We start from the raw sequence: 21,274 nt of genomic DNA on the forward strand, positions 1-21,274 counted from the left end.
ACCGAGACGTTCTCGGGGCCCGCGGGTACTGATGTGCTCGGCTACTCGGTGTCGCCGGCCAGGCGCGCGAGTTCCTCGTCGACCACGGACGGGTCGAGCTTGGTGAACAGCGGCTCCGGACGACTCAGCGGGGTACCCGGGACGATCGGCGTCGAGGCCCACCGGGCGTCGTTGTCGACGTAGTCACCGGTGATGACCGGGTAGTCCACCTTCTCCTCGGAGTCACCGATGGTGTCGTGTCCCGACTCGATCCGAGGCATGCCGGTCCAGGTCCCCGTGCCGCCCAGCATCGCGTACACCTTGTTGGCGGCGACGGGCAGGAACGGGGTGAGCAGGGTGTTGGCGTCCTGGACCAGCTGCAGCGCCACGTGCAGGACGGTGGCCATCCGCTCGGGGTCGGTCTTCTTCAGCGCCCAGGGAGCCTGGTCGGAGATGTACTTGTTGGCCTCGGCGACGGTGCGCATGGCCTCCTGCAGGGCGGCCTTGAACTGCGAGCGCTCCAGGCGGACGCCGACGGTGTCGAAGGCGGCCTTGGAACCGGCCAGGACCTCGCGGTCCTCGGCGGTGAGTTCACCGGCCTCGGGGATCTCACCCAGGTTCTTGGCGGCCATGGAGATGGACCGGTTGACCAGGTTGCCCCAGGCCGCGACCAGCTCGTCGTTGTTGCGGCGCACGAACTCGGCCCAGGTGAAGTCGGTGTCCTGGTTCTCCGGGCCGGCGGCCATGATGTAGTACCGCAGCGCGTCGGCGGAGTAGCGCTCCAGGAAGTCGCGCACGTAGATCACCACGCGGCGCGAGGAGGAGAACTTCTGTCCCTCCATGGTGAGGAACTCGCTGGAGACCACTTCGTTGGGGACGTTCAGCTCGCCCAGCGTTCCGACCTCGCCGCCCCGGTCGCCCTTACCGCTCGCGCCGAGCAGGATGGACGGCCAGATGACCGAGTGGAAGACGATGTTGTCCTTGCCCATGAAGTAGAAGGACTCGCTGTCCTCCGTCTGCCACCAGCGCTTCCAGGCGTCGGGCTCGCCCACGCGCTCGGCCCACTCGATGGACGCGGACAGGTAGCCGATGACCGCGTCGAACCACACGTACAAGCGCTTGTTGGCGTTCTCGCTCCATCCCTCCAGCGGGATCGGCACACCCCAGTTGAGGTCACGGGTGACCGCGCGCGGCTGCAGGTCCTCCAACAGGTTCAGGGAGAACTTGAGGACGTTGGGTCGCCATTGGTCCTCCTTGCCCTTGAGCCACTCGGTGAGGATCTCGGCGAAGGCCGGCAGGTCGAGCATGAAGTGCTCGGTGTCCGCGAACTCGGGGGTCTCCCCGTTGATCCGGGACCGCGGCGAGATCAGGTCGATCGGGTCGAGCTGGTTGCCGCAGTCGTCGCACTGGTCACCGCGGGCGCCGTCGTAGGCACAGATGGGGCAGGTGCCCTCGATGTAGCGGTCCGGCAGGGTCCGGCCGGTGGAGGGGGAAATCGCCCCCTTGGTGGTGCGAGTGAAGACGTATCCGTTGTCGTGGAGCGTGGTGAACAGTCGCTGGACCACGGAGTAGTGATTGCCGGTGGTGGTGCGGGTGAACAGGTCGTAGGACAGGCCGAGGGCGACGAGGTCCTCGGCGATGATCCGGTTGTAGCGGTCGGCCAGCTCGCGGGCGCTGACGCCCTCCTGGTCGGCCAGCACCTGGATGGGGGTGCCGTGTTCGTCGGTACCGCTGACCATCAGCACGTTGTTCCCCGACATTCGCTGGAAGCGCGAGAAGACGTCCGAGGGAACCCCGAAACCGGAGACGTGGCCGATGTGGCGCGGGCCGTTGGCGTAGGGCCAGGCGACCGCGGTCAGGATGTGGCGATTCGACGACATGCCCCAAGCCTAAAGCCGGCCGGGGTGTCCGCGGGCCGCATCCCTGGCCACGGCGCCGATTCCCCGATGTGACGGCGCTTCCCACCCCTTCCCCCCTCTCCTCCGATCCGGGGTTCCCGAACGGTCGATCGCACACGTTCCGGCAACGGTTGTCCACAGGGCGGCCGGCAGTGATTCCCCGGGGTGGGCCCCTGCCCTTATGCTCGGCTCAACGACGTCGAGTGCCACCGGGGCACCGACGCGGAACGACAGAGAGCGACCCTCCAACCCGGTCCCGAGGCGGTGGTCACCACGGATACCCGTGCCGTACCCCGTCCTGCCCGGAACACCGCGTCCCTGATCGCCGGCGTGGTGTTGATGGTCGTGCTGTCCTTCCCCTTGGCCGCCGCGCCGTCCGGTGACGGGGAGGCCCTCCCCTCCTCGGTCGGTTCGGCCGACACCCCGGCGACCACCGCCGATTCCGGCTCCTCCCCCTCCGCCAAGGAGGCGGGCAAGGAGGTCGGGCCCTATCTCGACCCACAGACGGTCGCGCTCGGGCCGCCCGCTGCCACCTGCGATCAGCGGTTGGTACTGCGGGACCTGCCCGACGCGGTCCCCTCTTGCGCTCTGCGCCTGGCGGTGTGGGACCAACCCTGGTGGCCGCTGCCCCTCCCCCTTCACGACCCCGTTCCCGAACGGGTCGACACCGAGGGGCTGCCATCCACTCGGGCGCCCCCTCTCACCGCGTACACCACCGTCTGACCACCCCCGGTCGGCCCTCACCCGTCTCGTACGGGTCCGGGCCCTCGCACCCCCCGTTCGGTCCCGGGCCTCGCGCCGCGCGCGAGCCGTCCGGTGCCCGGGCACGCGACCGGTTCCACCATCCGCAGTGAGAGGTTCACCCCTTGTCCAGTCAAACGGGAGCGGGAGCGCGCTGGACACGCGCGCTCATCTCCCTCCTCGTCATCCTCGTCGCGTTCGGCGCGGCGTGGTTCATCCCACCGCGCCTGGGTCTCGACCTGAGCGGCGGTACGCAGATCGTCCTCGAAACCCAGGACGGCCCCGACGGCACCGCCGCCGACTCGGAGAACACCGACAAGGTCGTCGAAGTGCTGCGTCAGCGCATCGACCGTCTCGGTGTGGCCGAGGCGAACATGTCGCGTTCCGGTGAGAACCGGATCATCGTCGAGCTGCCCGGCGTGCAGGACCCGGCGGAGGCCGCGCAGATCGTCGGCCAGACCGCCCAGCTGTCCTTCCACCCGGTTCTCGGTGTGGGCGAGTCCGGTGGCCAGGGCGTCCAGGCGCCCCAGGGTGGAGACTTCGCCAACCCGCCGGCCGACGAGGCCCGCGCCCCCTCCGACGGCGAGGGCGAGGCTCCCGCCGGCGGTGAGGGCGGCGAGATGACGCAGGAGGAGATGGAGGAGCTCCTCGGCGGCATGGGCGGCGACCCGGGCGGTGGCGGCATGCCCCAGGCGCCCGCCGGTCCCCCCGCGGAGAACCCCGAGGACGTCGCGCTGACCCTGCCCGACTCCGAGGGCACCATGCTTCAGCTGGGCGAGGCCGCCATCCAGGGCGACCGTGTCTCCAGCGCCGAGGCCGGCCTCGACCAGGTCAACCGCGCCCAGTGGGTCGTCAACGTCGGCTTCCGTGGTGAAGGCCGTGACCAGTGGCAGGAGCTGACCGGTCAGGCCGCCTGTTTCCAGGAGGGTGACCCGCGTCGCCGCGTCGCGATCGTCCTGGACGACCAGGTCATCTCGTCCCCGCAGGTGACGGCGGAGACCGCCTGTGAGGTGGGCATGGCCGGCGGCCAGACCACCATCAGCGGTGACTTCAACAGCGAGACCGCCGAAGAGCTGGCCGTGCTGATCGAGGGGGGCTCGCTGCCGCTGCCGGTCACCGAGGTCCAGCGTCAGACCGTCGGCCCGACCCTCGGTGCCGCCGCCATCGAGGCCAGCGCCATCGCCGCCATCCTGGGCATCGCGTTCACCGCGCTGTACATCACGCTGGTGTACCGCATGGTCGGCTTCCTGGCCTCCCTGGCCCTGGCGTTCTACACCCTGATCGCCTACGGCGCCCTGGTGGCCATCAGCGCCACACTGACGTTGCCGGGTCTGGCCGGTTTCGTGTTGGCGATCGGTATGGCCATCGACGCCAACGTGCTGATCTTCGAACGGGCGCGTGAGGAGTATCAGCGCCAGCAACAGGTCTACGAGGCCAACAAGGCCTCCGGCATGAAGGAGTCCGACAAGGAGGGCAAGGACGGCAAGGAGACCGGTGCCCTGGCACGTCGCCGTCGCCGCGCCGTGCCTCCCAACCTGGAGAAGGCCTTCGTCCAGGGCACGCAGAAGGCCTGGAGCGCGGTCCTCGACACCAACGTCACCACGATCCTGGCCGCCGCGCTGCTGTTCTTCTTCGCCTCCGGCACCGTCCAGGGCTTCGGTGTGACCCTGAGCCTCGGCACCATCGCCTCCATGATCTCCGCGCTCGTCATCGCGCGCGTGTTCGTGGAGTGGGCGGTGCGCCGGACCGTCATCAAGAAGCACCCCTCGATCAGTGGTATCGACCGCATCGGCAAGGTCCGCACCTGGCTGGTCGAGAAGAACCCGCAGCTGATGAACTTCCGCCGCGTCGGGCTCATCGTCGCCGCACTGATCGTGGTCACCGCGATCGCGGCGCCGTTGGTGCGCGACACCAACCTCGGTGTCGAGTTCACCGGTGGTCGCGTCCTGGAGTACGAGATCACCGGCGACCAGGACCTGTCCGTGGACGAGGCCCGAGGTGTCATCTCCGGGCTCGACTTCGCGGGTTCGGACACCGCGGTGGTCCAGGAGTCCGGTGACGGCGACCTGTCCGTCCGTACCGGCGACATCTCCGACACGGAGGCCGACGGCATCACCGAGGCCATCGCCGAGGAGACCGGGGGCGTGGACCTGGTCAGCGACGAGCTGATCGGGCCGAGCATGGGCGACGAGCTGCGCAACCGGGCCCTGATCGCGCTCGGCGCGGCCCTGGCCCTACAGATGATCTACCTGGCCTGGCGTTTCCGCTGGTCCTTCGGTGTCTCCACCATGGTGTCGCTGGCCTTCAACATGGTGCTGGTCGTCGGCCTGTTCATCTGGCTCGGCAAGCCCATCGACGGGGTCTTCCTCGCCGCGATCCTGAGTGTCATCGGGTTCACCGTCAACGACTCGGTGGTGGTGTTCGACAGGGTGCGAGACGAGTGGGCGAAGGACGACAAGTCCTCGTTCACCGAGATCGCCAACCGCGCGATCCTCAACACCCTGCCGCGTACGGTGAACACGACCGTCGGTGCGTGGATCATCCTGGTCTTCCTCACCTTCCTCGGTGGGTCCTCGCTCCAGGACTTCTCCATCGCCATGTTGGTCGGTCTGACCACCGGTGTGGTCTCCACCGTGTTCGTCGCGGTGCCGCTCGCCATCTGGCTGCAGAAGTGGGACAAGACACCCGCACCGCACGTGATCAAGGAACGCAAGGCCAAGCAGAAGGTGGCGGCCAAGGCCGCCCGCGACGCGGACGACGGAGCGGTCGTCTAGCTCGCGCCTTCACAGGCCCAAGAGATGGGAAGGCCCCGAACCGCCTCGTGCGGCTCGGGGCCTTCTCCTGTACGCGGTCCGTTCAGCCGTTGGTGGGGGTCGGTGCGCCCTCGGAGCCCTGGACGAGCACGAAGCCCTGCCCCTGCAAGGCGAGTTGGAAGGCCTCACCACTGCCGCGCCCGATGATCGCTCCGGCCTTGACCGTGCTGCGGATGTCGGCCTGTAGGGAAGTGCTCCAGGCGACGGCGGCCTGGGTGTCGACGAAGGTCGGCTGGTCCACGTTGAGCAGCACCGGGCTCCCGTGGCAGGCCACGGCGATCCGCCCCCGCCCGGTGAAGACCGTGTTGAAGAGTCCGCCGGCCACCATGCCGCCGAACCCCCGCACCTTCTGGATGTCCCAGTTCAGGGTGGGCTCGAAGGCCAGGACGTTGGCGCCGTTGACGGTGAGGGACTCCTCCTCCAGGTCGATCAGGTGCACGTCCCAGGCCTCGTGGGCCAAGAACACGTCCCCCTGCCCGGACACCTTCATCAGTGGCAGGCCCTCGCCCGTGAACGCCTTCTTCATGAACCGGCCGACGCCGCCCGCGCCCTGGTACGCGAATTCGATCCGCCCTTGGTAGGCGACCATCGATCCCTGTCGGGCGTAGAACTCACCGTTGAGCCCCACTCTCAGCATCTTGCGGTTCTGCGGGTGCATCCCCGGTTGCCGGGTCTCCTGGGCTTGTTGGAAGAGCTCACTGCGCATGAAGGAATCCTCTTTCGTCACTTGGGCCTCAGCGCTGTTCGACGCACCGACCCGGGAGCCGGTTTCGCCGGCGCCCGGATCCGCCGAGGTCACTCCGCCTCGACGACACCGTGGACCAGGTCGTAGACACGGCGCTTGGGCACACCGGTCTCCTTGGCGACCCGGACGATGGCCTCCTTGCGGCGCATCCCCTCATCCTCCAGCTCCCCCACCGCGGCGATCAGGTCGGTGTCGCTCGTGGTCTCCGCACGGGGACGGGCGCCCTCCACCACCACCGAGATCTCGCCGCGCACACCATCGGCGGCCCACTCGGCCAGCTCGCCCAGGCCGCCCCGACGCACCTGTTCGTAGGTCTTGGTGAGCTCACGGCAGACCGCCGCCCGACGTTCGACACCGAACGCCGCGGCCATCGTCTGGAGGGTGGCCGCGATCCGGTGCGGGCTCTCGAAGAAGACCATCGTCCGGCGCTCGTCGGCCAACTCCTCCAGGTAAGGCCTCAGTCCCTTGCGCGGTGGGAACCCCTCGAAGCAGAATCGGTCGGTGGGAAGTCCGGAGACCACCAGGGCGGTGGTCACCGCCGACGGTCCCGGGATCGAGGTGACGGGGATCCCCTCCTCGGCGCAGGCCGCCGCCAGGCGGTAACCGGGATCGGACACCCCCGGCATCCCCGCGTCGGTGACGACCAGGACCTCCTCGCCACGCCTCAGGTCGGCGAGGAGTTCGTCTCCTCTGCGGCTCTCGTTCGCGTCGTAGTAGGACACGACGCGGGCACCGGACTCACCACCGAGGCGGATGCCCGCACGGGAGGCGAATTGACGCAAGCGACGTGTGTCCTCCGCGGCGATCACGCGCGCTCCCTCCAGCGCGTGCAACAGCCGAGGTGGCGCGTCCTCCAGGTTCCCGATGGGCAACCCGGCCAAGACGAGCCTTCCGCCCGGCTGTGTTCTCTCGACACCCTCAACCACTGTGATCCCCGTCCTGTCGCGCTACGGTTGGCCATGATCGAACCATCCGAAACCCGGTTTCACGGCCCGCCCGCAACGGACCTCCATCTCTGACCCCAACCTACGAGCCGAGATGACCACCACCGCACTTCCCAGCGAGGCCGAGCCCTCGCCCCCTCCGGCCGTGGCCCGGCCCTCCGACCTCCGTTCCCGCTTCGTGCCCCGCATGCCCACACCCGCCTGGCCGGGTTGGCTGGGCGCCGGCCTCGTCGCGTTGTTCGCGGGGGCGCTCAGGTTCTTCAACCTCGGGCGGCCGGAACGGATCTACTTCGACGAGACCTACTACGCCACGGACGCCTTCGCCCTGTGGCGTTTCGGATACGAGCACGAGACCTTCGACAACTCGGACACCATGTTGGCCGAGGGCGATCCGAACATCTTCACCGGCGCGGGTGACTTCATCGTCCATCCGCCCGTCGGCAAGTGGATGATCGCGCTCGGCGACTGGCTGTGGACGCTGATGCCGTTCGGTTCGGCGGTCAGCCCCGAGGGTTGGCGGGTGGCCTCCGCCCTGGCCGGGATGATCTCCGTTCTCATCCTGGTCCGGCTCACCACCCGGATGACCCGCTCCGTCCTGCTCGGCTGCACCGCCGGGCTGATCCTGGCCCTGGACGGCCTGCACTTCACCCTGAGCCGCATCGCCATGGTGGACATCTTCCTCACCCTGTGGATCCTGGCGGGGTTCACCTGTCTGGTGATCGACCGGGACAAGACGAGGGAGCGTCTGGTCCGCCTGGCGGAGGCCGGGGTCGATCTGACCACGGTGGGTTGGCTGGGCATGCGCTGGTGGCGTCTGGCCGCCGGTCTGTGCTTCGGCCTGGCGGTCGGCACCAAGTGGTCGGCCCTGTTCTTCATCGCCGCCTTCGGTCTGCTCACCGTCGCCTGGGACTACGGTGCCCGACGCAGCGTCGGCCAGCGTCGTGTCCTCGGCCGTTGGCTGGGCGTCGACGCCGTACCCGCGTTCCTGCAGACCGTGGTGGTCGCCGGGATCGTCTACCTGGTCTCCTGGTCCGGGTGGTTGTTCACCCGCGGTGGTTACAACCGGGACTTCGCCGACGGTCTGGCCCCCGACCCGCTGCCGAACTTCGTGGCCGCGCCGTTGGAGGCCCTGTGGAGTCTGGTCGACTACCACGGCCGGATGATGAACTTCCACTCCGGCCTCACCAGCGACCACACCTACATCTCCGCGCCGTGGGAGTGGCTGATCATGCGCACCCCGGTGATGTTCCACTACAACGGGCAGGCCGTCGGGTGCGACACCGGGAGCTGTGTGACCTCGGTGGTCTCCATCGGAACCCCGGTCATCTGGTGGGTGAGCATCATCGCCATGGTGGTGATGCTGGGCTGGTGGATCACCTTCCGCGACTGGCGGGCCGGCGCGGTGCTGCTCGCGGTCGCCGCCGGTTGGCTCCCTTGGTTCGCCTACCCGGACCGCCCGATGTTCCTGTTCTACGCGCTGCCGTTCCTGCCGTTCCTGGTGCTCGGCGTCGTGCTGATGCTGGGGATGCTGATGGGCGCGGGAGAGGACAGTCCGCGCTTCGCTCCGTACACACGCGCCCTCGGCGGAGTGGTCTTCGGTGTCGTGGTGCTGTTGACCATCGCGCACTTCGCCTACCTTTACCCGGTCCTGTCGGCCTATCCAATGCCGGACGACACCTGGGGCGATCGGTTGTGGTTCGAGGTGTGGATCTACGGGCGCGACGCCTCCTAACGAGTGGACCGCCCGGGGAACGGCCGAAACCGTTCCCCGGGCACAACTCCATTAGTCGCACAAGGGCGGGAAATCAACCTTCTCGAGTAGCCGAAACAGGACACTCGGATATCGGGGATTCATGGCCGAAAGGCCTCGGCAAGATCCCATCCTCCCTGATACTGTCTGCAACTGGTTGCTGTTGTAGTTTCCATGGATGCCCGAGGCGCCTCGCGGAACTTCACGTGGGCGCTTGTCGATTCGGGTATGACCCTTCTTCGGTCCGGCGCCCGGCGACCCGGGACCAGCAGGGTGCGGTCCCGCCGTAGTCCCCAAGGGAGAGCACATGGCTCAGGGCACCGTGAAGTGGTTCAACTCTGAGAAGGGTTTCGGGTTCATCGCCGTCGAGGGTGGTCAGCCCGACGTGTTCGTTCACTACTCTGCGATCGCGGGCACCGGCTTCCGGAACCTGGAAGAGGACCAGAAGGTCGAGTTCGACATCATCCAGGGCCCGAAGGGCCCGCAGGCGGCGGACGTTCGCACGGTCTGACCGTCACACGTGCGTTTCCCCAGCCCTCCGCTCGCTTCGGGTGGGGGGCTGGTTCGCGTTCAGGGCCCCGACGTGCTCCGAGAGCCACCGATGGGTGTTGGATGGGGACACGGTTACCCAAGCGTGGCGATACCGGTTAACCTGCTTGAAGCCGGTCAGCACCCGAAGGCGAGGACCATACATGTTCGGCATCAGCGGTGGAGAGTTCGTCGTCCTCCTCCTTCTCGCGTTGCTGATCTTCGGGCCGGACCAGCTCCCGAAGGCCGCGCAGCAGGTCGGACGCGTCCTGCGCCAGCTCCGTACCATGGCCAACTCCGCCTCCAACGACATCAAGGAGGGGCTCGGCCCGGAGTACAAGGACTTCGACGTCCAAGACCTCAACCCGAAGAGATTCATTCAGAAACACTTCTGGGAAGAGGAAGAGGAGACCGACAAGAAGCCGGTCTCCCGCCTGAACGGCAAGCGCCCGCCCTTCGACGACGAGGCCACCTGAGCCGACCTTCCTCCCGCTCCACCGGACCGGTGCTCAGCCCACCAGCATGAGGAAGAACGCCCCCAGCACGAGCAGGACGATCGATCCCACGATGATCGCGGGCGATCCCACCGCCAGGATGAGCACCTCGGCCGTCACCGCGCCACCCAGCGCCGCGAGCAGCCACGGCCACCGTGGTCGCGGCGCCCAATCGTGTCGACGTTCCCGGGCCACCGTCAGCCCCAGACCCACCCCGATGAGCAGCCAGAACGCGAGGTGGGCGATGACGCGTACCTGCGGGTCCACGTAGTCGGCCATGCCCCCGACCACCATCACGTACAGGACCGTGGACGTTCCCAGACGCCAGAACCCCCGGCCGCGTTCGGCCCGCATGGTCTTGTTGCGCGCTCTGGTGGTGCGGCGGAATCCCTCGCCGACGACCGCCGTGGACTCCTCCGGAAGGGGCCGCACGCGGCTCTGGGGTGGGCGTCCGCTCGGCGCTCCCTCCGGGACGGGTGGAGGAGTGTACCCACCCGTGGGATCCGGTTCCTTCGGGTATTCGTATCCGCCTGACTGCTGAGGGGAGTCGGACACTGCTACTGGTCGCCCCTTCACGTTCGTTTCGGCCCCGACCCGGACGGCCCGGACGACGTATCGGGCTCTTACCCGGTCGGGTGTGCGGTCAAATCCCCCTCGCGATCACGGAGCGGAGTGTCCTGGGCGGACATGGCGAAGGGCCCGTCGACGATGTCGAACGGGCCCTCCGAACGTGACGGGCTCCGCGTCGGTGCCCGTCAAGCCGGCCTGGTTACCACCAGGTCCAGCCGTTGTTCTTACGAGAGCTCTGCGCGTGCACGGTCATGGCATCTACCTTTCTTGGTGTTTCCAGCCCATCCCGGAACCAAGATGTCCTATCGCGGCAGAGTCCACAAGGTCCGAGGCCGAATATTCATCATTCCATGGCCTACGGTCGACCAAAGTTCGTGGCACCGGTTCCGAAATGACCACAGAAGACGGAATCGGCGCAGCTCAGGGCGGTTTCCGGCCCCTTCCTGGCGCGACACCGTCTCCGATGACCTGCAAAGACAAGTCCCTTGATAAGCAAAACAAGAAGAGGCCGACATAACGGAGAGCGACGGTACGGATATTGCCACGGGGAGTATGGAAAACGACTCACGGAACCCGGTTCCCCTCGGGGCCGGCGCGTGTGGCGACGTCACGGCCGGGCGTCCGCATCCGCACATCAACCCAGAAACCCCCACATAGCGGTACTTCCGCGACTCTTCACCAGAAGAGGGACGTCACTTTGAGTGATCATTCAAAAACCCGGTTCCATCCGGACGCGCGTCCCTGAGGCCCCGGCTACCCCCGTTTCGGACGCGACCAAACCCGAGTATGTGCCTGAACCTTTCTGCTCGCCACTCCTCTCCGTAGGGAGGTTCGAACGAGCGTGAGGCCGCCCATCCTCAACGCGGTCCCGGCCGCCAGAAGGCCGCGTGCCTCCCGATCGTCCCGCGATCGTTCGACGGGCCCGGTGAAACCCTCGGTGGCGGGTCACCACCGCAAGGATCCGGGTGGTCGATCCGAGGTCCCGAACCCATAGGCGTTGCGGCGCGTCGGTGGTTAGGCTGGGAACCGCATCGGCACCACCCCGCCGCAGGGGATAGACGCTTCGCCGGTGACACTCGGGGCTCAGGTCCGGATGACCTCCCGCCGCAGGGAACAGCGAGCATGGCGTCCGGCCCCATCACGAGCACGAGAAAGGGCCCGATCCGTGGATCGGGCCCTGCTCTTTTTCGGTCTTGGAGAACAAAGAAGTCGAAGGGAAGACGTACTTCCCTTCGACTTCCCCTCTTCGGTGGAGCTGAGGGGATTTGAACCCCTGACCCCCTCGATGCGAACGAGGTGCGCTACCGGTCTGCGCCACAGCCCCGAAGACGTGACCAACTTTAGCAGGAAAGTTCGAGTGGTCCGAACGCCCGACCGGGCGTTCGGACCGGGTCAGTCCCCGGCGGCCCTCAGGCGGGCGTCCGCGTACTGGTCGTAGACCTGACTGCGGCGCTCCTGGAGTGCGATCACCTTGGCCAGACGCTGGGCCTCCCGTGCCTCGTGCTCCTGTCGGTCACGGTCCCGACGTGCGCGCAGGTAGGCCTGGCGGCGTGCCTTGAGGCGGGCCTGACGCTGTTCGGCGTCGACCTTGGCCGCCTCCCGGAGCAGTGCGAGGTGTCCGACGAGCAACAGGATCGGCGGCGCGATCACCCACCAGGGACCGAGACCGAAGGCGACGGCCACGATGGTGGCGACGTTGAGCAGGGTGAGCGCACTGGTGCGCCGACGACGACGGGCGATGATCCGGGCCCGGGGTTCGGGTACGGGCGTCCCGCCCCGTTCCACGGAACGAGGCTCCTCGGACTCCTGCGCCGCGTGCCCTCGGCGGGCCCGCGGCCGGGTGATGACTCGGGTCTCGGTGAGATCCGGGTCATCCTCGTCCGCGTCTTCCTCCTCGAACGACTCGTCGACCTCGTCGGTGTCCGGCTCGGCGTCCTCGCGCCGGGTCTCCTCGTGGGTCGGCTCGACCGCGTCCTTGCGCAACAGCATCGGCACCAGGACGATGAGCCAGACCACCACGATGGCGAGGTACAGGGGAGAGCTGCTCATCACCCCTCCTCACGATGACGGCCACTGAACGTTGATCGACACTTCGTCGACACCGCGCCGCGTGTACATGAACACTGCCTCGGGGGTACCGACGCCCCCCGGCCCGGTACCGTTCCTACTCCCTGCCGGAGCCGGAACGAATCCCGTGTGCCATATCCACGCGCTGCCCGCATCGTCAATGCGTCTATGTTCCGCACGGTACGACCCCGTGTCCATAAATGCGCCGCATTCCGACCGGAGTGTCGCAAGATTGTGGACCTTCAGTTTCGGTCGCCCCGCCCCTCCGGAAGAAATCGCAGGTCAGATGGTGACTGCGGAGCGCAGTGCCAATTCAACGCAAAGTAATGAATCAATGTGCTTAAAGTGAGGTTTAGGCTTCGGATGCATCCGTGATGCTGTCACGTTCAGTTCGGTCCCGGGTTCGGACTCGCCGGATCACGTGGATCCTCGTCGCCGTTCGGGCCATGTGGCCCCAATGCGGAACCGGGGCCGGAACCACCCTCCAAGGTCGGACCGGAAGTCCCCCCGTCGTACCAACGACGCAAAACCCCCCGGGGCACCTCCTCCGCGGTGAGCCCATAACAAATATGGTCCCGCCAGGCCCCGTCGATGTGCAGCTGTCTGCGCCGCACGCCCTCATCCCGGAAACCGAGTTTGGTGACCACGCGTCTGCTGGCCCTGTTCTCGGGTCGGATATTGGCCTCGATCCGGTGCAGTCCGACGTTGAAGAAGGAGTGGTCGACGGCCAACGCGACCGCGGTCGGGGTGATGCCCCGCCCCGCGTAGGCGCTGTCGATCCAGTAACCGACCTGTGCCGATCTGGCCGAACCCCACACGATGGCGCCCACCGTGAGCTGTCCCACGAAACGGTCGTCGTAGGTGACCGCCCAGGGCATGGACAACCCCTGTCGCGCCTCACCGCGGATGGCCTGGATCATCGCGACGTAGGGGGAGATCCCGGTGGTGCGCAACGGCATCTCCGGGTAGGTGGGCTCCCACGGCCGCAGCCACTCGGCGTTGCGGGCACGGGTGTCACGCAGGGCGGAGGCGTCGCGTAGGCGCAGTGGGCGAAGCGCGATCGAACCCTCCCTCAGGGTGACCGGCCACCTCTGTCTGCGATTCACGTCGTCCCTCCGTGGCCCTGTGCACCACTCGGCGCGGGTACGCCACCGGGCCCCGGGGCGTGGCCACGCCCGGTACCGGTGAGCCCTTCCAGTATTCCACCCCTGGGGACGTGCGGTAGCGGGTGTCACCTCCGCCACACAGGAATCGGATGATTCCAAACTCCATTCACTCCTGCACCGAAAACCGTACTAGGGTCAAGGAATTCTCTGCTTCCGGAATGCCCGGGATGTGATTGTGGTCATTACCGGGTCTCATTCCGACCGGGGGTGGTCACCGCCACGCATCTGGTCGATCGCGTGGCCCAGAACGGGTGCCAGCACGTCCATTCCGTCGCCCACACCGCCTCGGGACCCGGGCAGGTTCACCACGAGCATGCTGTGTCCATCCCGCTCCACGACCCCCGCCAGGCCTCGGGAGAGGATCGCGGTGGGCACTCCCTTGTCGCGCCCCGCGGCGCGCAGCGCCTCGGGGATGCCCGGTACCTCGAAGGCCAGCAGTGGACGGGTGGCCTCGGGGGTGCGGTCCTGCGGGGTGAGACCGGTGCCACCCGTGGTCAGCACGGCGTCGACGCCCTCATGGTGCGCACGCAACAACGCCTGGGCCACCGGCGGACCATCCGGCACCACCCAGGGTCCCACCACCGTGAAGTCCAGGCCGCGCAGACGCTCCACGATCACCGGCCCGGAGCGGTCCGGGTAGACCCCGGCGGCCGCCCGGTTCGAGGCGGTGACCACGGCGACCCGACGCGAAGAGCGTTCGTTCGGCTCAGTCGCCACGCTTCCAGTGCCCCTTCTTCCCACCGAGCTTCTCCTCGACCCTGACCGCGGTGACCTCGGCCTCCGGGTCGATGGCCTTGACCATGTCGACCAGGCCGAGCGCCGCGGTCATCACGCAGGTGAGCGCCTCCATCTCGACGCCCGTGCGGTCCGCGGTACGGACCGTGGCGGAGATGTCCACGCCGTCGTCGAGGACCCTCAGGTCCACGTCGACACCGTGCACCGCGATGGGGTGGCACAGCGGCACCAGGTCGGGGGTGCGTTTGGCGCCCTGGATGCCGGCGATGCGCGCGACCGCGAGGGCGTCGCCCTTGGGCACCTCGCCGTCGCGCAGGGCGGCGACGGTCGCGGCGCTGAGCAGGACCCGGCCGGTGGCGGTCGCGCTGCGGGCGCCGACGTCCTTGCGGGAGACGTCGACCATGCGCGCGGCGCCGGACTCGTCGAGATGGGTCATGCCGGAGGGGTGCGCCTCCGTCTTCGGGGTGTCGGTCATCGGGGTCACCCGTCGTCTTCGCGTGTGGACCACGCGGCCCATCGGTGCGCGGGCCGCGTGGGGCGCGCGGCGGCGCGTCCCACGCATGACCGTACTCCTCCACGGTGACAACGGCGCGGAGACCGCCTCGGGTCAGTGCCCGGGCAAGGTCAGGACCTCCGCGATCGCACCCGCCGGCAGCTCCGTGACCTCCTCCGGAACGACGAGGAGCCCGTTGGCGTCGGCCAGCGCGGACAACTGATGCGAACCCTGTCGGGCCGCGGGCGAGACGGTGTGCGCCACTTCGGTGCCGGGGGCCGCCGGCGACAGTACGGCGCGCAGGTAGGAACGTCGACCCTTCGGCGAGGTGACCGCGGTGGACAGTCGGGCGCGCACGGCCGGCAGGGGCGTGGGGTCGAGACCGCGCAGCTTCCGCAGCACCGGCCGTACGAACATCTGGAAGGAGACGAAGGCGCTCACCGGGTTGCCCGGCAGCGTGACGATGGGGGTCTTGTCCGGGCCGATCGTGCCGTATCCCTGGGGTTTGCCCGGCTGCATGGCCACCGAGGTGAACTCGACGGTGCCCTGCCTGCCCAGCACCTCCTTGACCACGTCGTAGGCGCCCATGCTGACGCCACCGGTGGTGACGACGATGTCGGCGCGCAGCAGCAACCCCTCCAGGGCGTCACGGACGCTGACCGGGTCGTCGCCGACGAAGCCGTGGCGGTGCACCTCGCCACCGGCCTCCTTCGCGGCGGCCGCGATCATGTAGCTGTTCGACTCGTAGATCTGGCCGGCGCCGAGCGGGTGCCCGGGTTCCACCAGTTCCTCGCCGGTGGACAGGACCACGACCCTGGGGCGGGGAACGGCCGGGACGGTCCGGCGGCCGACGGCGGCGAGCACACCCATCTCCCCCGCTCCGATGAGGGTCCCGGCGCTCAGCACACGCGCGCCCGCCTCGACGTCCTCACCGCTCCGGCGCACGAACCGCCCGGGCGTGGCCGGACGCTCGACGAGGACCTCCACGCTCCCACCGTCGGTCCACTCGACCGGGACGATGGCGTCGGCGCCCGTGGGCATGGGGGCGCCGGTCATGATGCGCGCGCACAGGCCGGGGCGGATCGCGCTCGGGGACGGATCGCCCGCCGGGATGTCGGCCACCACCGGCAACCTGACCGGAGAGTCGGGCGAGGCGTGTTCCAGGTCGCCGGAGTGGACGGCGTAACCGTCCATCGATGAGTTGTCGAAGCCTGGCAGGGACACCTCGGAGACCACCGGTTCGGCGAGTACCGTCCCGTGGGCCCGGAGCAGGTCGAGCTCCGTCGCCTCGGGCACGGCGACCAGCGCCAGCAGATCGGAGACGTGCTGTTCGACGCTCTTCATGGGGTCCCTCCGGTCGGTGGTACGCGCTGGGAACGGTCCACCCGTGTGGTCCGCCCCCGCCCCATTGTGACCGTTGACACCGGTGGGGCGCGCCGGGCGGGTCAGCTCCGGCCGGTGCGGTCGTGGCGGTCGTGGCGGTCGACGAACTCGCGCAGCCAGGGCAGGAGCTCCTCGGCCAGGTCCGGTCGCCGGAAGGCGAAGTCGACCACGGTGCGGATGTAGTCGGCCTTGTTTCCGGTGTCGTAGCGCTGTCCCCGCAGCAGGACCCCCCGTACGCCACCGCCCTCCTCGGGCTTGGTGCGGGTGAGTTCGAGCAGGGCGTCCGTCAGCTGGATCTCACCGCCGCGCCCCGGCGGGGTCCGGTGCAGGACCTCGAAGACCGCGGGGTCGCAAACGTAGCGACCGATGATCGCCCAACGGCTGGGCGCCTCCTCCCGAGAGGGCTTCTCCACCAGGTCGGTGACCGTGACGACGTCCTCCTCCCCGGTGGGTTCCACCGCGGCGCAACCATAGAGGGAGACCTGTTCGGGCTCGACCTCCATGAGCGCCACGACGCTGCCTCCGTGTTCGCGACGCACCTCGATCATGCGACGCAGCAGATCGGCGGTCTCGATCAGGTCGTCGCCCAGCAGCACGGCGAAGGGGTTGTCGCCCACGTGCGCCTCCGCGCACAGCACCGCGTGCCCGAGCCCGCGGGGCTCGCCCTGGCGGACGTAGTGGACCTGGGCGAGGTCACTGGACTCACGGACCGAACGTAGCCGCTCCACGTCGCCCTTGGCCTCGAGAGCGACCTCCAGCTCGTAGGCGCGGTCGAAGTGGTCCTCGATGGAACGCTTGCTGCGCCCGGTGATCATGAGGACGTCATGGAGACCCGACTCCACCGCCTCCTCCACGACGTACTGGATCGCGGGCTTGTCCACGATCGGCAGCATCTCCTTGGGAGTGGCCTTGGTCGCGGGCAGGAAACGGGTGCCCAGACCCGCCGCGGGAACGACCGCCTTGGTCACGGAAGGGGTCGGGGGACGCGTCTGGTCGATGTCGGCGCTCATGGTCAGGCACTTTAGGGCAGAGCGAGCCGTTCTCGTGCTCGCTCCACGGACGTGGCGACGAGAAGTCCCCGCGCTTTCGGGAGAATGCGGAGAAAACGCCACCTGGAGTTCACCCGGGTCGACGTACCGGCGTTCCCGGGCCATACGGAACGGCGGTGCCACACTGGGGCGCATGGGTGATCCGAACGGCCGCGACCGGGCCGACAAGCGCGCGCTACGTGAGCGTCTCCTCGCCGAGCGTCGGAGGCGGGGACCGCGGGAGCGCGACCGTGTGGGAGCGAGGATCCGCGACGTCCTGATGGGCCTGCCCTGGCCGGCGATGGGCGGGACCGTGGCCTGTTACTACTCGGTCGGCGGTGAACCCGACACGCGCGGGCTCGTGCACGCGCTGTGGAAGCGCGGGACGTACGTCCTGCTACCGATCTTCCTCCCGGACCACACCCTGGACTGGGCGTCCTTCGACGGCCCCGACTCTCTCGCACCGTCCGGGCACGGGCTGGTGGAACCCACCGGGCACCGCTACGGGCCCGAGGTGCTGGGCCGCGTGGACGCGGTGATCTGTCCGGCCCTGGCCGTGGACCGTCACGGTGTGCGCATGGGACGGGGGGCGGGCTGCTACGACCGCGCCTTGGCGCACAAGGGCCCGCACACCCCGGCGATCGCGGTGGTCCACGACGAGGAGTTCGTCGCGGAGCTGCCCTCGGAGCCCCATGATCGGCCCGTGGACGGGGTGGTCACTCCGGGTGGCGGACTGCACTCGTTCGACCCCGCGGCAACGGTCCGGCCCGACGGAGGCCGTGGCCGGAGCGGGTCCGGGCCGGGGTCGAGCGGGGATTAAGCGATCACACCGGGACGTTGTCGCTTGCGGTGCCCATCCCCATCGATGACCCCTCCGGATGAGGGGCGGTCGCGGCCGTGGCCGGCGAACGCGTACTATTTAGCAGTCAACGGGTGAGAGTGCCAGCAAGGAGGACCCGGAACAGTGCCTACGTATCAGTACGCGTGCACCGAGTGCGACGCCCAGATGGAGGTCGTGCAGAGCTTCAGCGACGACTCGCTGACGGTCTGTCCCGAGTGCGAGGGACGCCTGCGCAAGGTGTACTCGGCCGTGGGGATCGTCTTCAAGGGCTCCGGTTTCTACCGCACCGACAGCAGCTCGAGCACCTCCAACAGCTCGACCATGACCGGTTCGGGCTCCGCCGAGGGCAAGGACTCCAAGCCCTCCGGTTCCGGAGACTCGGCCAAGTCCGGCGACTCCACCGCCAAGAGCGCCTCCTCCGGAGGCGACTCCTCCAGCGGCGGCAAGAGCACCGGCAGCCCCACCACCGCGAGCACGAGCAAGAGCTGAGCCGCCCCACCTTCCGTTGACCTGTCCGCGCCGCCGGTATCCTCCGGCGGCGCTTTCGCGTGCGGGGTCTTTCCCACGCGGGGCCTTGTCGCGTATCGGTGCCGGGGCCGCCCGAGCGTTCCGTGGTCTTCCGTGGCCCGGGAAGGGTCCGGGGAATCCGACCTGTGGATAACCGGTCCGGCCCCCTCCCGTCGTCCTAGCGTTGAAGGCATGACCACCACCCCCTACCGTCACCGACGTGGGCTCCTGCGCCTCCTGGACCGGTACCGACGCGCCGTGGCGGCCCTCCTGGCCGCCTGCGCGGCGATCGGGGCCGTCATGGTCCTGCGGCCCCCTCCCGAGCCCACCACGGAAGTACTGGTCGCCGCCCGCGACCTGGACGCCACCGGGCCGGTGACCGAGGCCGACATCGCCGGTCGGACCCTGCCGGACCGTCTGCTTCCCGAAGGCGTCCTCTCCCCCGAGGACCCACCCACCGGGCTCGTACCGAACGCACCCGTACGCGAGGGAGAGGTTCTGACCGACGCCCGACTGGGCGACCCACCCGCCGCCCCCTACGGCCCCGACATGGTGGCGGTACCGGTCCGGGTCTCCGACCCCGGGGCGGTGGCCCTTCTCGCCCCCGGCAGCAGGGTCGACGTACTCGCCTCCCGGGCCATGGACGAACTCGGCGGCCCACCCGTCCGCGCGGGGCCCGCCGTCGAGGTGGTCGGAGACCGTCCTGTGCTCGACGTACCGACGGAGGACGGCGTCACCGGTGAGGGCGGTGCGCTGATCCTCATCGCCGCCACCGCGGAGGAGGCCCGCGTGCTGGCCGGGCACGCGACCGCTTCGCGACTGTCCGTCATCATCCGCGGTTGACCCATGTCCGGAGCTGGTGAAAGCTATCCGAGGCGCCGCGCCGCGGCGCCTTCCCGACAACTCCGAACACGTAGGGCAGTACCCCATGGAAGGCTTCAAGAAGTTCCTGCTCCAGGGAAACCTGGTGCAGCTGGCCGTCGCGGTGGTCATCGGCTCCGTCTTCGCCAGTCTCATCACGGCGTTCACCGAAGGGTTCATCACCCCGCTGCTCGGCATCTTCGGTGGTGTTCCCACCTTCGGCGACCTCTACTTCGAGGTCAACGGCAGCCGGTTCCTCTACGGCTCCTTCATCGACGCCCTCATCTCCTTCCTGATGACCGCGGCGATCCTGTACTTCTTCGTGGTGTTGCCGCTCGGCAAGCTCATGGAGAAGTTCATCAAGGCGGAGGAGGCGACCACCCGCGAGTGCCCGCACTGCTTCACCGAGATCGACAAGAGGGCCGTCAAGTGCGCCCACTGCACCGGTGAGGTCACCCCGGAGGTCGCCACGACCCCGGAGAACACGGCCTGACCCACCACGCCTCCCGCACACGCGTAAGGGCGGCCCCGCGGGGCCGCCCTACGGGTTCACGGGCCGATCAGCCCTCGTACTCCCAGTGCCAGGGTTCGAACGGACTGGACTTGGCCCAGGCCGGGTGGATCCAGCCGTAGTCGCCTCCGTTGGCCTCCATCCAGTTCCATTTCTCGGAACGGAAGTTCTGGATGCCACAGCCCAGGTCGATCGCCTGTCCCAGACCGTGGTTACTCGTGCCCGGAACGGCGGCGAAACCGGGTGCCACCTCGCCGTACACACGGTGTTGGTTGGGCAGGTCACGGTAGGAGCTGGTGATGCAGATGTTCTCGCCGTACTGCTCGACGTGTTTCATGTTGAGTTCGAGGAAGGACTTGGCGGCGTCCGCTCTCAGGAAGTGTCCGTCGTACATCTCACACAGGGATTCCTTCGGCAGCAGCCCGTTGGGGTAGCCGTCCGCCTTGGAACCCGCGGAGGCGTCGCACTCCGAGGCGGCCATGAAGGTGTCGGGGTCCAGACCGCGCGACTCCAGTTCGTCGGTGAGCGCGTTGGTGCTCTCCTCGGACTGGGCGCGCAGATCCTCCACCTGGGCGGCGAGTTCCGCCTGCTCCAGCTGGGTGAAGGTCTGCAGTTCCTGCGCCTCGCTCGCCAATCCGACCTGCTCCTCACGCAGGTCCGTGGCGTCCTGGATCAACGCCTGGTTGTCCTCGGACAGCTTGGCGGCGTAGGACTGGGTCTGGAGGTCCTCGTCGAGGTCACCGGTGGCGAGGATGCCGAGTACGCCCGCCTCGGGCTGCTGGTACATGGTGCTGGCCAGCCGGGCGAGCGGTTCGCGCATCTCACCGAGGTCGACCTCGATCTGCTGTAGCTCGTGGAGCGTCCCGACCAGGTCCTCCTGAGCGGATTCCACGGCCTCTTGGCGCTCGACGTACTCGTCGGTGGCGTCCTCCAGCTCCTGGGTCGCCTCTTCGGCGTTGCTCCTCAGGTCCTCGAGGTCGGCCTCTGCGGAAGCGGGTGCCAGTGCGGCTTGCGGCAAGGGGACGACGAGCAGCGCGGTGACCAGGACGAGCGTCAGCGCCTGCGTCATCCGGACCCGCTGCGCCAGGCTCAGGGCGGACAGCGCCCCGCCACCCGACACGCGGAACCTGCGCCGCGCCGAATCAGAATTGAACGGCACGAATGATCCTCCGGCTGCTTTTCCTCGAACATCTACTCGTGGCCGCATGGCAACGTACTAC

At 68.4% G+C, this 21,274-nt stretch carries 20 protein-coding genes and 1 tRNA gene; 9 read left to right on the plus strand and 12 right to left on the minus strand.

The annotated features are described in order from the left end of the window. Positions 1-41: 41 nt before the first annotated feature. Positions 42-1,859, minus strand: a complete 1,818-nt coding sequence (gene metG / locus NLI01S_RS06085) for a methionine--tRNA ligase (RefSeq protein WP_067600540.1) — start codon at positions 1,857-1,859, stop codon at positions 42-44. Positions 1,860-2,141: 282 nt separating this feature from the next. Here metG and NLI01S_RS06090 point away from each other — a divergent pair, with 282 nt between their 5' ends. Then, a complete protein-coding gene (locus tag NLI01S_RS06090; protein WP_067600543.1) occupies positions 2,142-2,600 on the plus strand; it encodes a hypothetical protein in 459 nt (152 codons plus the stop codon). 143 nt (positions 2,601-2,743) lie between these two features. After that, positions 2,744-5,392 carry a protein translocase subunit SecDF gene (locus NLI01S_RS06095; RefSeq protein ID WP_067600547.1) on the plus strand — a complete coding sequence of 883 codons (2,649 nt, stop codon included), beginning with the start codon at positions 2,744-2,746 and terminating at the stop codon, positions 5,390-5,392. Positions 5,393-5,474: 82 nt separating this feature from the next. Here NLI01S_RS06095 and NLI01S_RS06100 read toward each other — a convergent pair whose 3' ends face one another. After that, positions 5,475-6,137, minus strand: coding sequence for an AIM24 family protein (locus tag NLI01S_RS06100; protein ID WP_067600721.1), 663 nt, complete (start codon positions 6,135-6,137; stop codon positions 5,475-5,477). Positions 6,138-6,226: 89 nt separating this feature from the next. After that, a complete protein-coding gene (gene rsmI, locus NLI01S_RS06105; protein WP_067600551.1) occupies positions 6,227-7,102 on the minus strand; it encodes a 16S rRNA (cytidine(1402)-2'-O)-methyltransferase in 876 nt (291 codons plus the stop codon). Positions 7,103-7,214: 112 nt separating this feature from the next. Between rsmI and NLI01S_RS06110 the strand changes: the two genes are divergently transcribed. The 3 genes from NLI01S_RS06110 to NLI01S_RS06120 all read left to right on the plus strand — a co-directional run bounded on the left by NLI01S_RS06110 (position 7,215) and on the right by NLI01S_RS06120 (position 9,874). Then, complete coding sequence (locus NLI01S_RS06110) at positions 7,215-8,852, plus strand: dolichyl-phosphate-mannose--protein mannosyltransferase (protein ID WP_067600554.1); 1,638 nt, start codon at positions 7,215-7,217, stop codon at positions 8,850-8,852. A gap of 325 nt (positions 8,853-9,177) precedes the next feature. Beyond that, entirely contained in the window at positions 9,178-9,381 is a 204-nt protein-coding gene (locus tag NLI01S_RS06115) for a cold-shock protein (protein ID WP_017603347.1), read from the plus strand. 181 nt (positions 9,382-9,562) lie between these two features. Then, a complete protein-coding gene (locus NLI01S_RS06120) occupies positions 9,563-9,874 on the plus strand; it encodes a sec-independent translocase (RefSeq protein WP_067600557.1) in 312 nt (103 codons plus the stop codon). A gap of 33 nt (positions 9,875-9,907) precedes the next feature. Here NLI01S_RS06120 and NLI01S_RS06125 read toward each other — a convergent pair whose 3' ends face one another. The 8 genes from NLI01S_RS06125 to galU all read right to left on the minus strand — a co-directional run bounded on the left by NLI01S_RS06125 (position 9,908) and on the right by galU (position 17,316). Continuing rightward, the gene (locus NLI01S_RS06125) at positions 9,908-10,324 is read right to left on the minus strand and encodes a hypothetical protein (RefSeq protein ID WP_084392348.1); all 417 of its coding nucleotides are present in this window, start codon (positions 10,322-10,324) and stop codon (positions 9,908-9,910) included. Between the two features lie 1,388 nt (positions 10,325-11,712). Next, positions 11,713-11,786: transfer RNA gene (locus NLI01S_RS06130), tRNA-Ala, on the minus strand. Between the two features lie 68 nt (positions 11,787-11,854). Further along, positions 11,855-12,511: a divisome protein SepX/GlpR gene (gene sepX, locus NLI01S_RS06135; protein WP_067600562.1), complete on the minus strand. Its 657-nt coding sequence runs from the start codon at positions 12,509-12,511 to the stop codon at positions 11,855-11,857. Positions 12,512-12,915: 404 nt separating this feature from the next. Then, positions 12,916-13,635: a GNAT family N-acetyltransferase gene (locus NLI01S_RS06140; RefSeq protein ID WP_067600565.1), complete on the minus strand. Its 720-nt coding sequence runs from the start codon at positions 13,633-13,635 to the stop codon at positions 12,916-12,918. 252 nt (positions 13,636-13,887) lie between these two features. After that, a complete protein-coding gene (locus NLI01S_RS06145) occupies positions 13,888-14,412 on the minus strand; it encodes a MogA/MoaB family molybdenum cofactor biosynthesis protein (protein ID WP_223809132.1) in 525 nt (174 codons plus the stop codon). Beyond that, positions 14,402-14,905 carry a cyclic pyranopterin monophosphate synthase MoaC gene (gene moaC, locus NLI01S_RS06150; RefSeq protein ID WP_067600568.1) on the minus strand — a complete coding sequence of 168 codons (504 nt, stop codon included), beginning with the start codon at positions 14,903-14,905 and terminating at the stop codon, positions 14,402-14,404. The genes NLI01S_RS06145 and moaC overlap by 11 nt, the downstream gene beginning before the upstream one ends. Before the next feature lie 132 nt (positions 14,906-15,037). Beyond that, positions 15,038-16,267: a molybdotransferase-like divisome protein Glp gene (gene glp / locus NLI01S_RS06155; RefSeq protein ID WP_067600571.1), complete on the minus strand. Its 1,230-nt coding sequence runs from the start codon at positions 16,265-16,267 to the stop codon at positions 15,038-15,040. A 101-nt stretch (positions 16,268-16,368) separates the two neighbouring features. Then, positions 16,369-17,316 (minus strand): UTP--glucose-1-phosphate uridylyltransferase GalU, encoded by a 948-nt coding sequence (gene galU, locus NLI01S_RS06160; RefSeq protein WP_067600573.1) that lies wholly within the window; start codon positions 17,314-17,316, stop codon positions 16,369-16,371. A 172-nt stretch (positions 17,317-17,488) separates the two neighbouring features. On the opposite strand from galU, the gene NLI01S_RS06165 reads away from it, so the two are divergent. The 4 genes from NLI01S_RS06165 (at position 17,489) to NLI01S_RS06180 (ending at position 20,036) form a co-directional block, all read left to right on the plus strand. After that, positions 17,489-18,154: a 5-formyltetrahydrofolate cyclo-ligase gene (locus NLI01S_RS06165; protein WP_067600578.1), complete on the plus strand. Its 666-nt coding sequence runs from the start codon at positions 17,489-17,491 to the stop codon at positions 18,152-18,154. 144 nt (positions 18,155-18,298) lie between these two features. Next, a complete protein-coding gene (locus NLI01S_RS06170; protein WP_067600581.1) occupies positions 18,299-18,664 on the plus strand; it encodes an FmdB family zinc ribbon protein in 366 nt (121 codons plus the stop codon). Between the two features lie 210 nt (positions 18,665-18,874). Continuing rightward, a complete protein-coding gene (locus NLI01S_RS06175) occupies positions 18,875-19,525 on the plus strand; it encodes an SAF domain-containing protein (protein ID WP_067600583.1) in 651 nt (216 codons plus the stop codon). A gap of 85 nt (positions 19,526-19,610) precedes the next feature. Next, positions 19,611-20,036: an MscL family protein gene (locus tag NLI01S_RS06180; protein WP_067600586.1), complete on the plus strand. Its 426-nt coding sequence runs from the start codon at positions 19,611-19,613 to the stop codon at positions 20,034-20,036. A 67-nt stretch (positions 20,037-20,103) separates the two neighbouring features. Here NLI01S_RS06180 and NLI01S_RS06185 read toward each other — a convergent pair whose 3' ends face one another. Continuing rightward, positions 20,104-21,213, minus strand: coding sequence for a D-alanyl-D-alanine carboxypeptidase family protein (locus tag NLI01S_RS06185; RefSeq protein ID WP_067600589.1), 1,110 nt, complete (start codon positions 21,211-21,213; stop codon positions 20,104-20,106). Between the last annotated feature and the right edge of the window lie 61 nt (positions 21,214-21,274).

This window comes from Nocardiopsis listeri NBRC 13360, assembly GCF_001570765.1.
In the GTDB taxonomy this organism is placed as follows: domain Bacteria; phylum Actinomycetota; class Actinomycetes; order Streptosporangiales; family Streptosporangiaceae; genus Nocardiopsis; species Nocardiopsis listeri.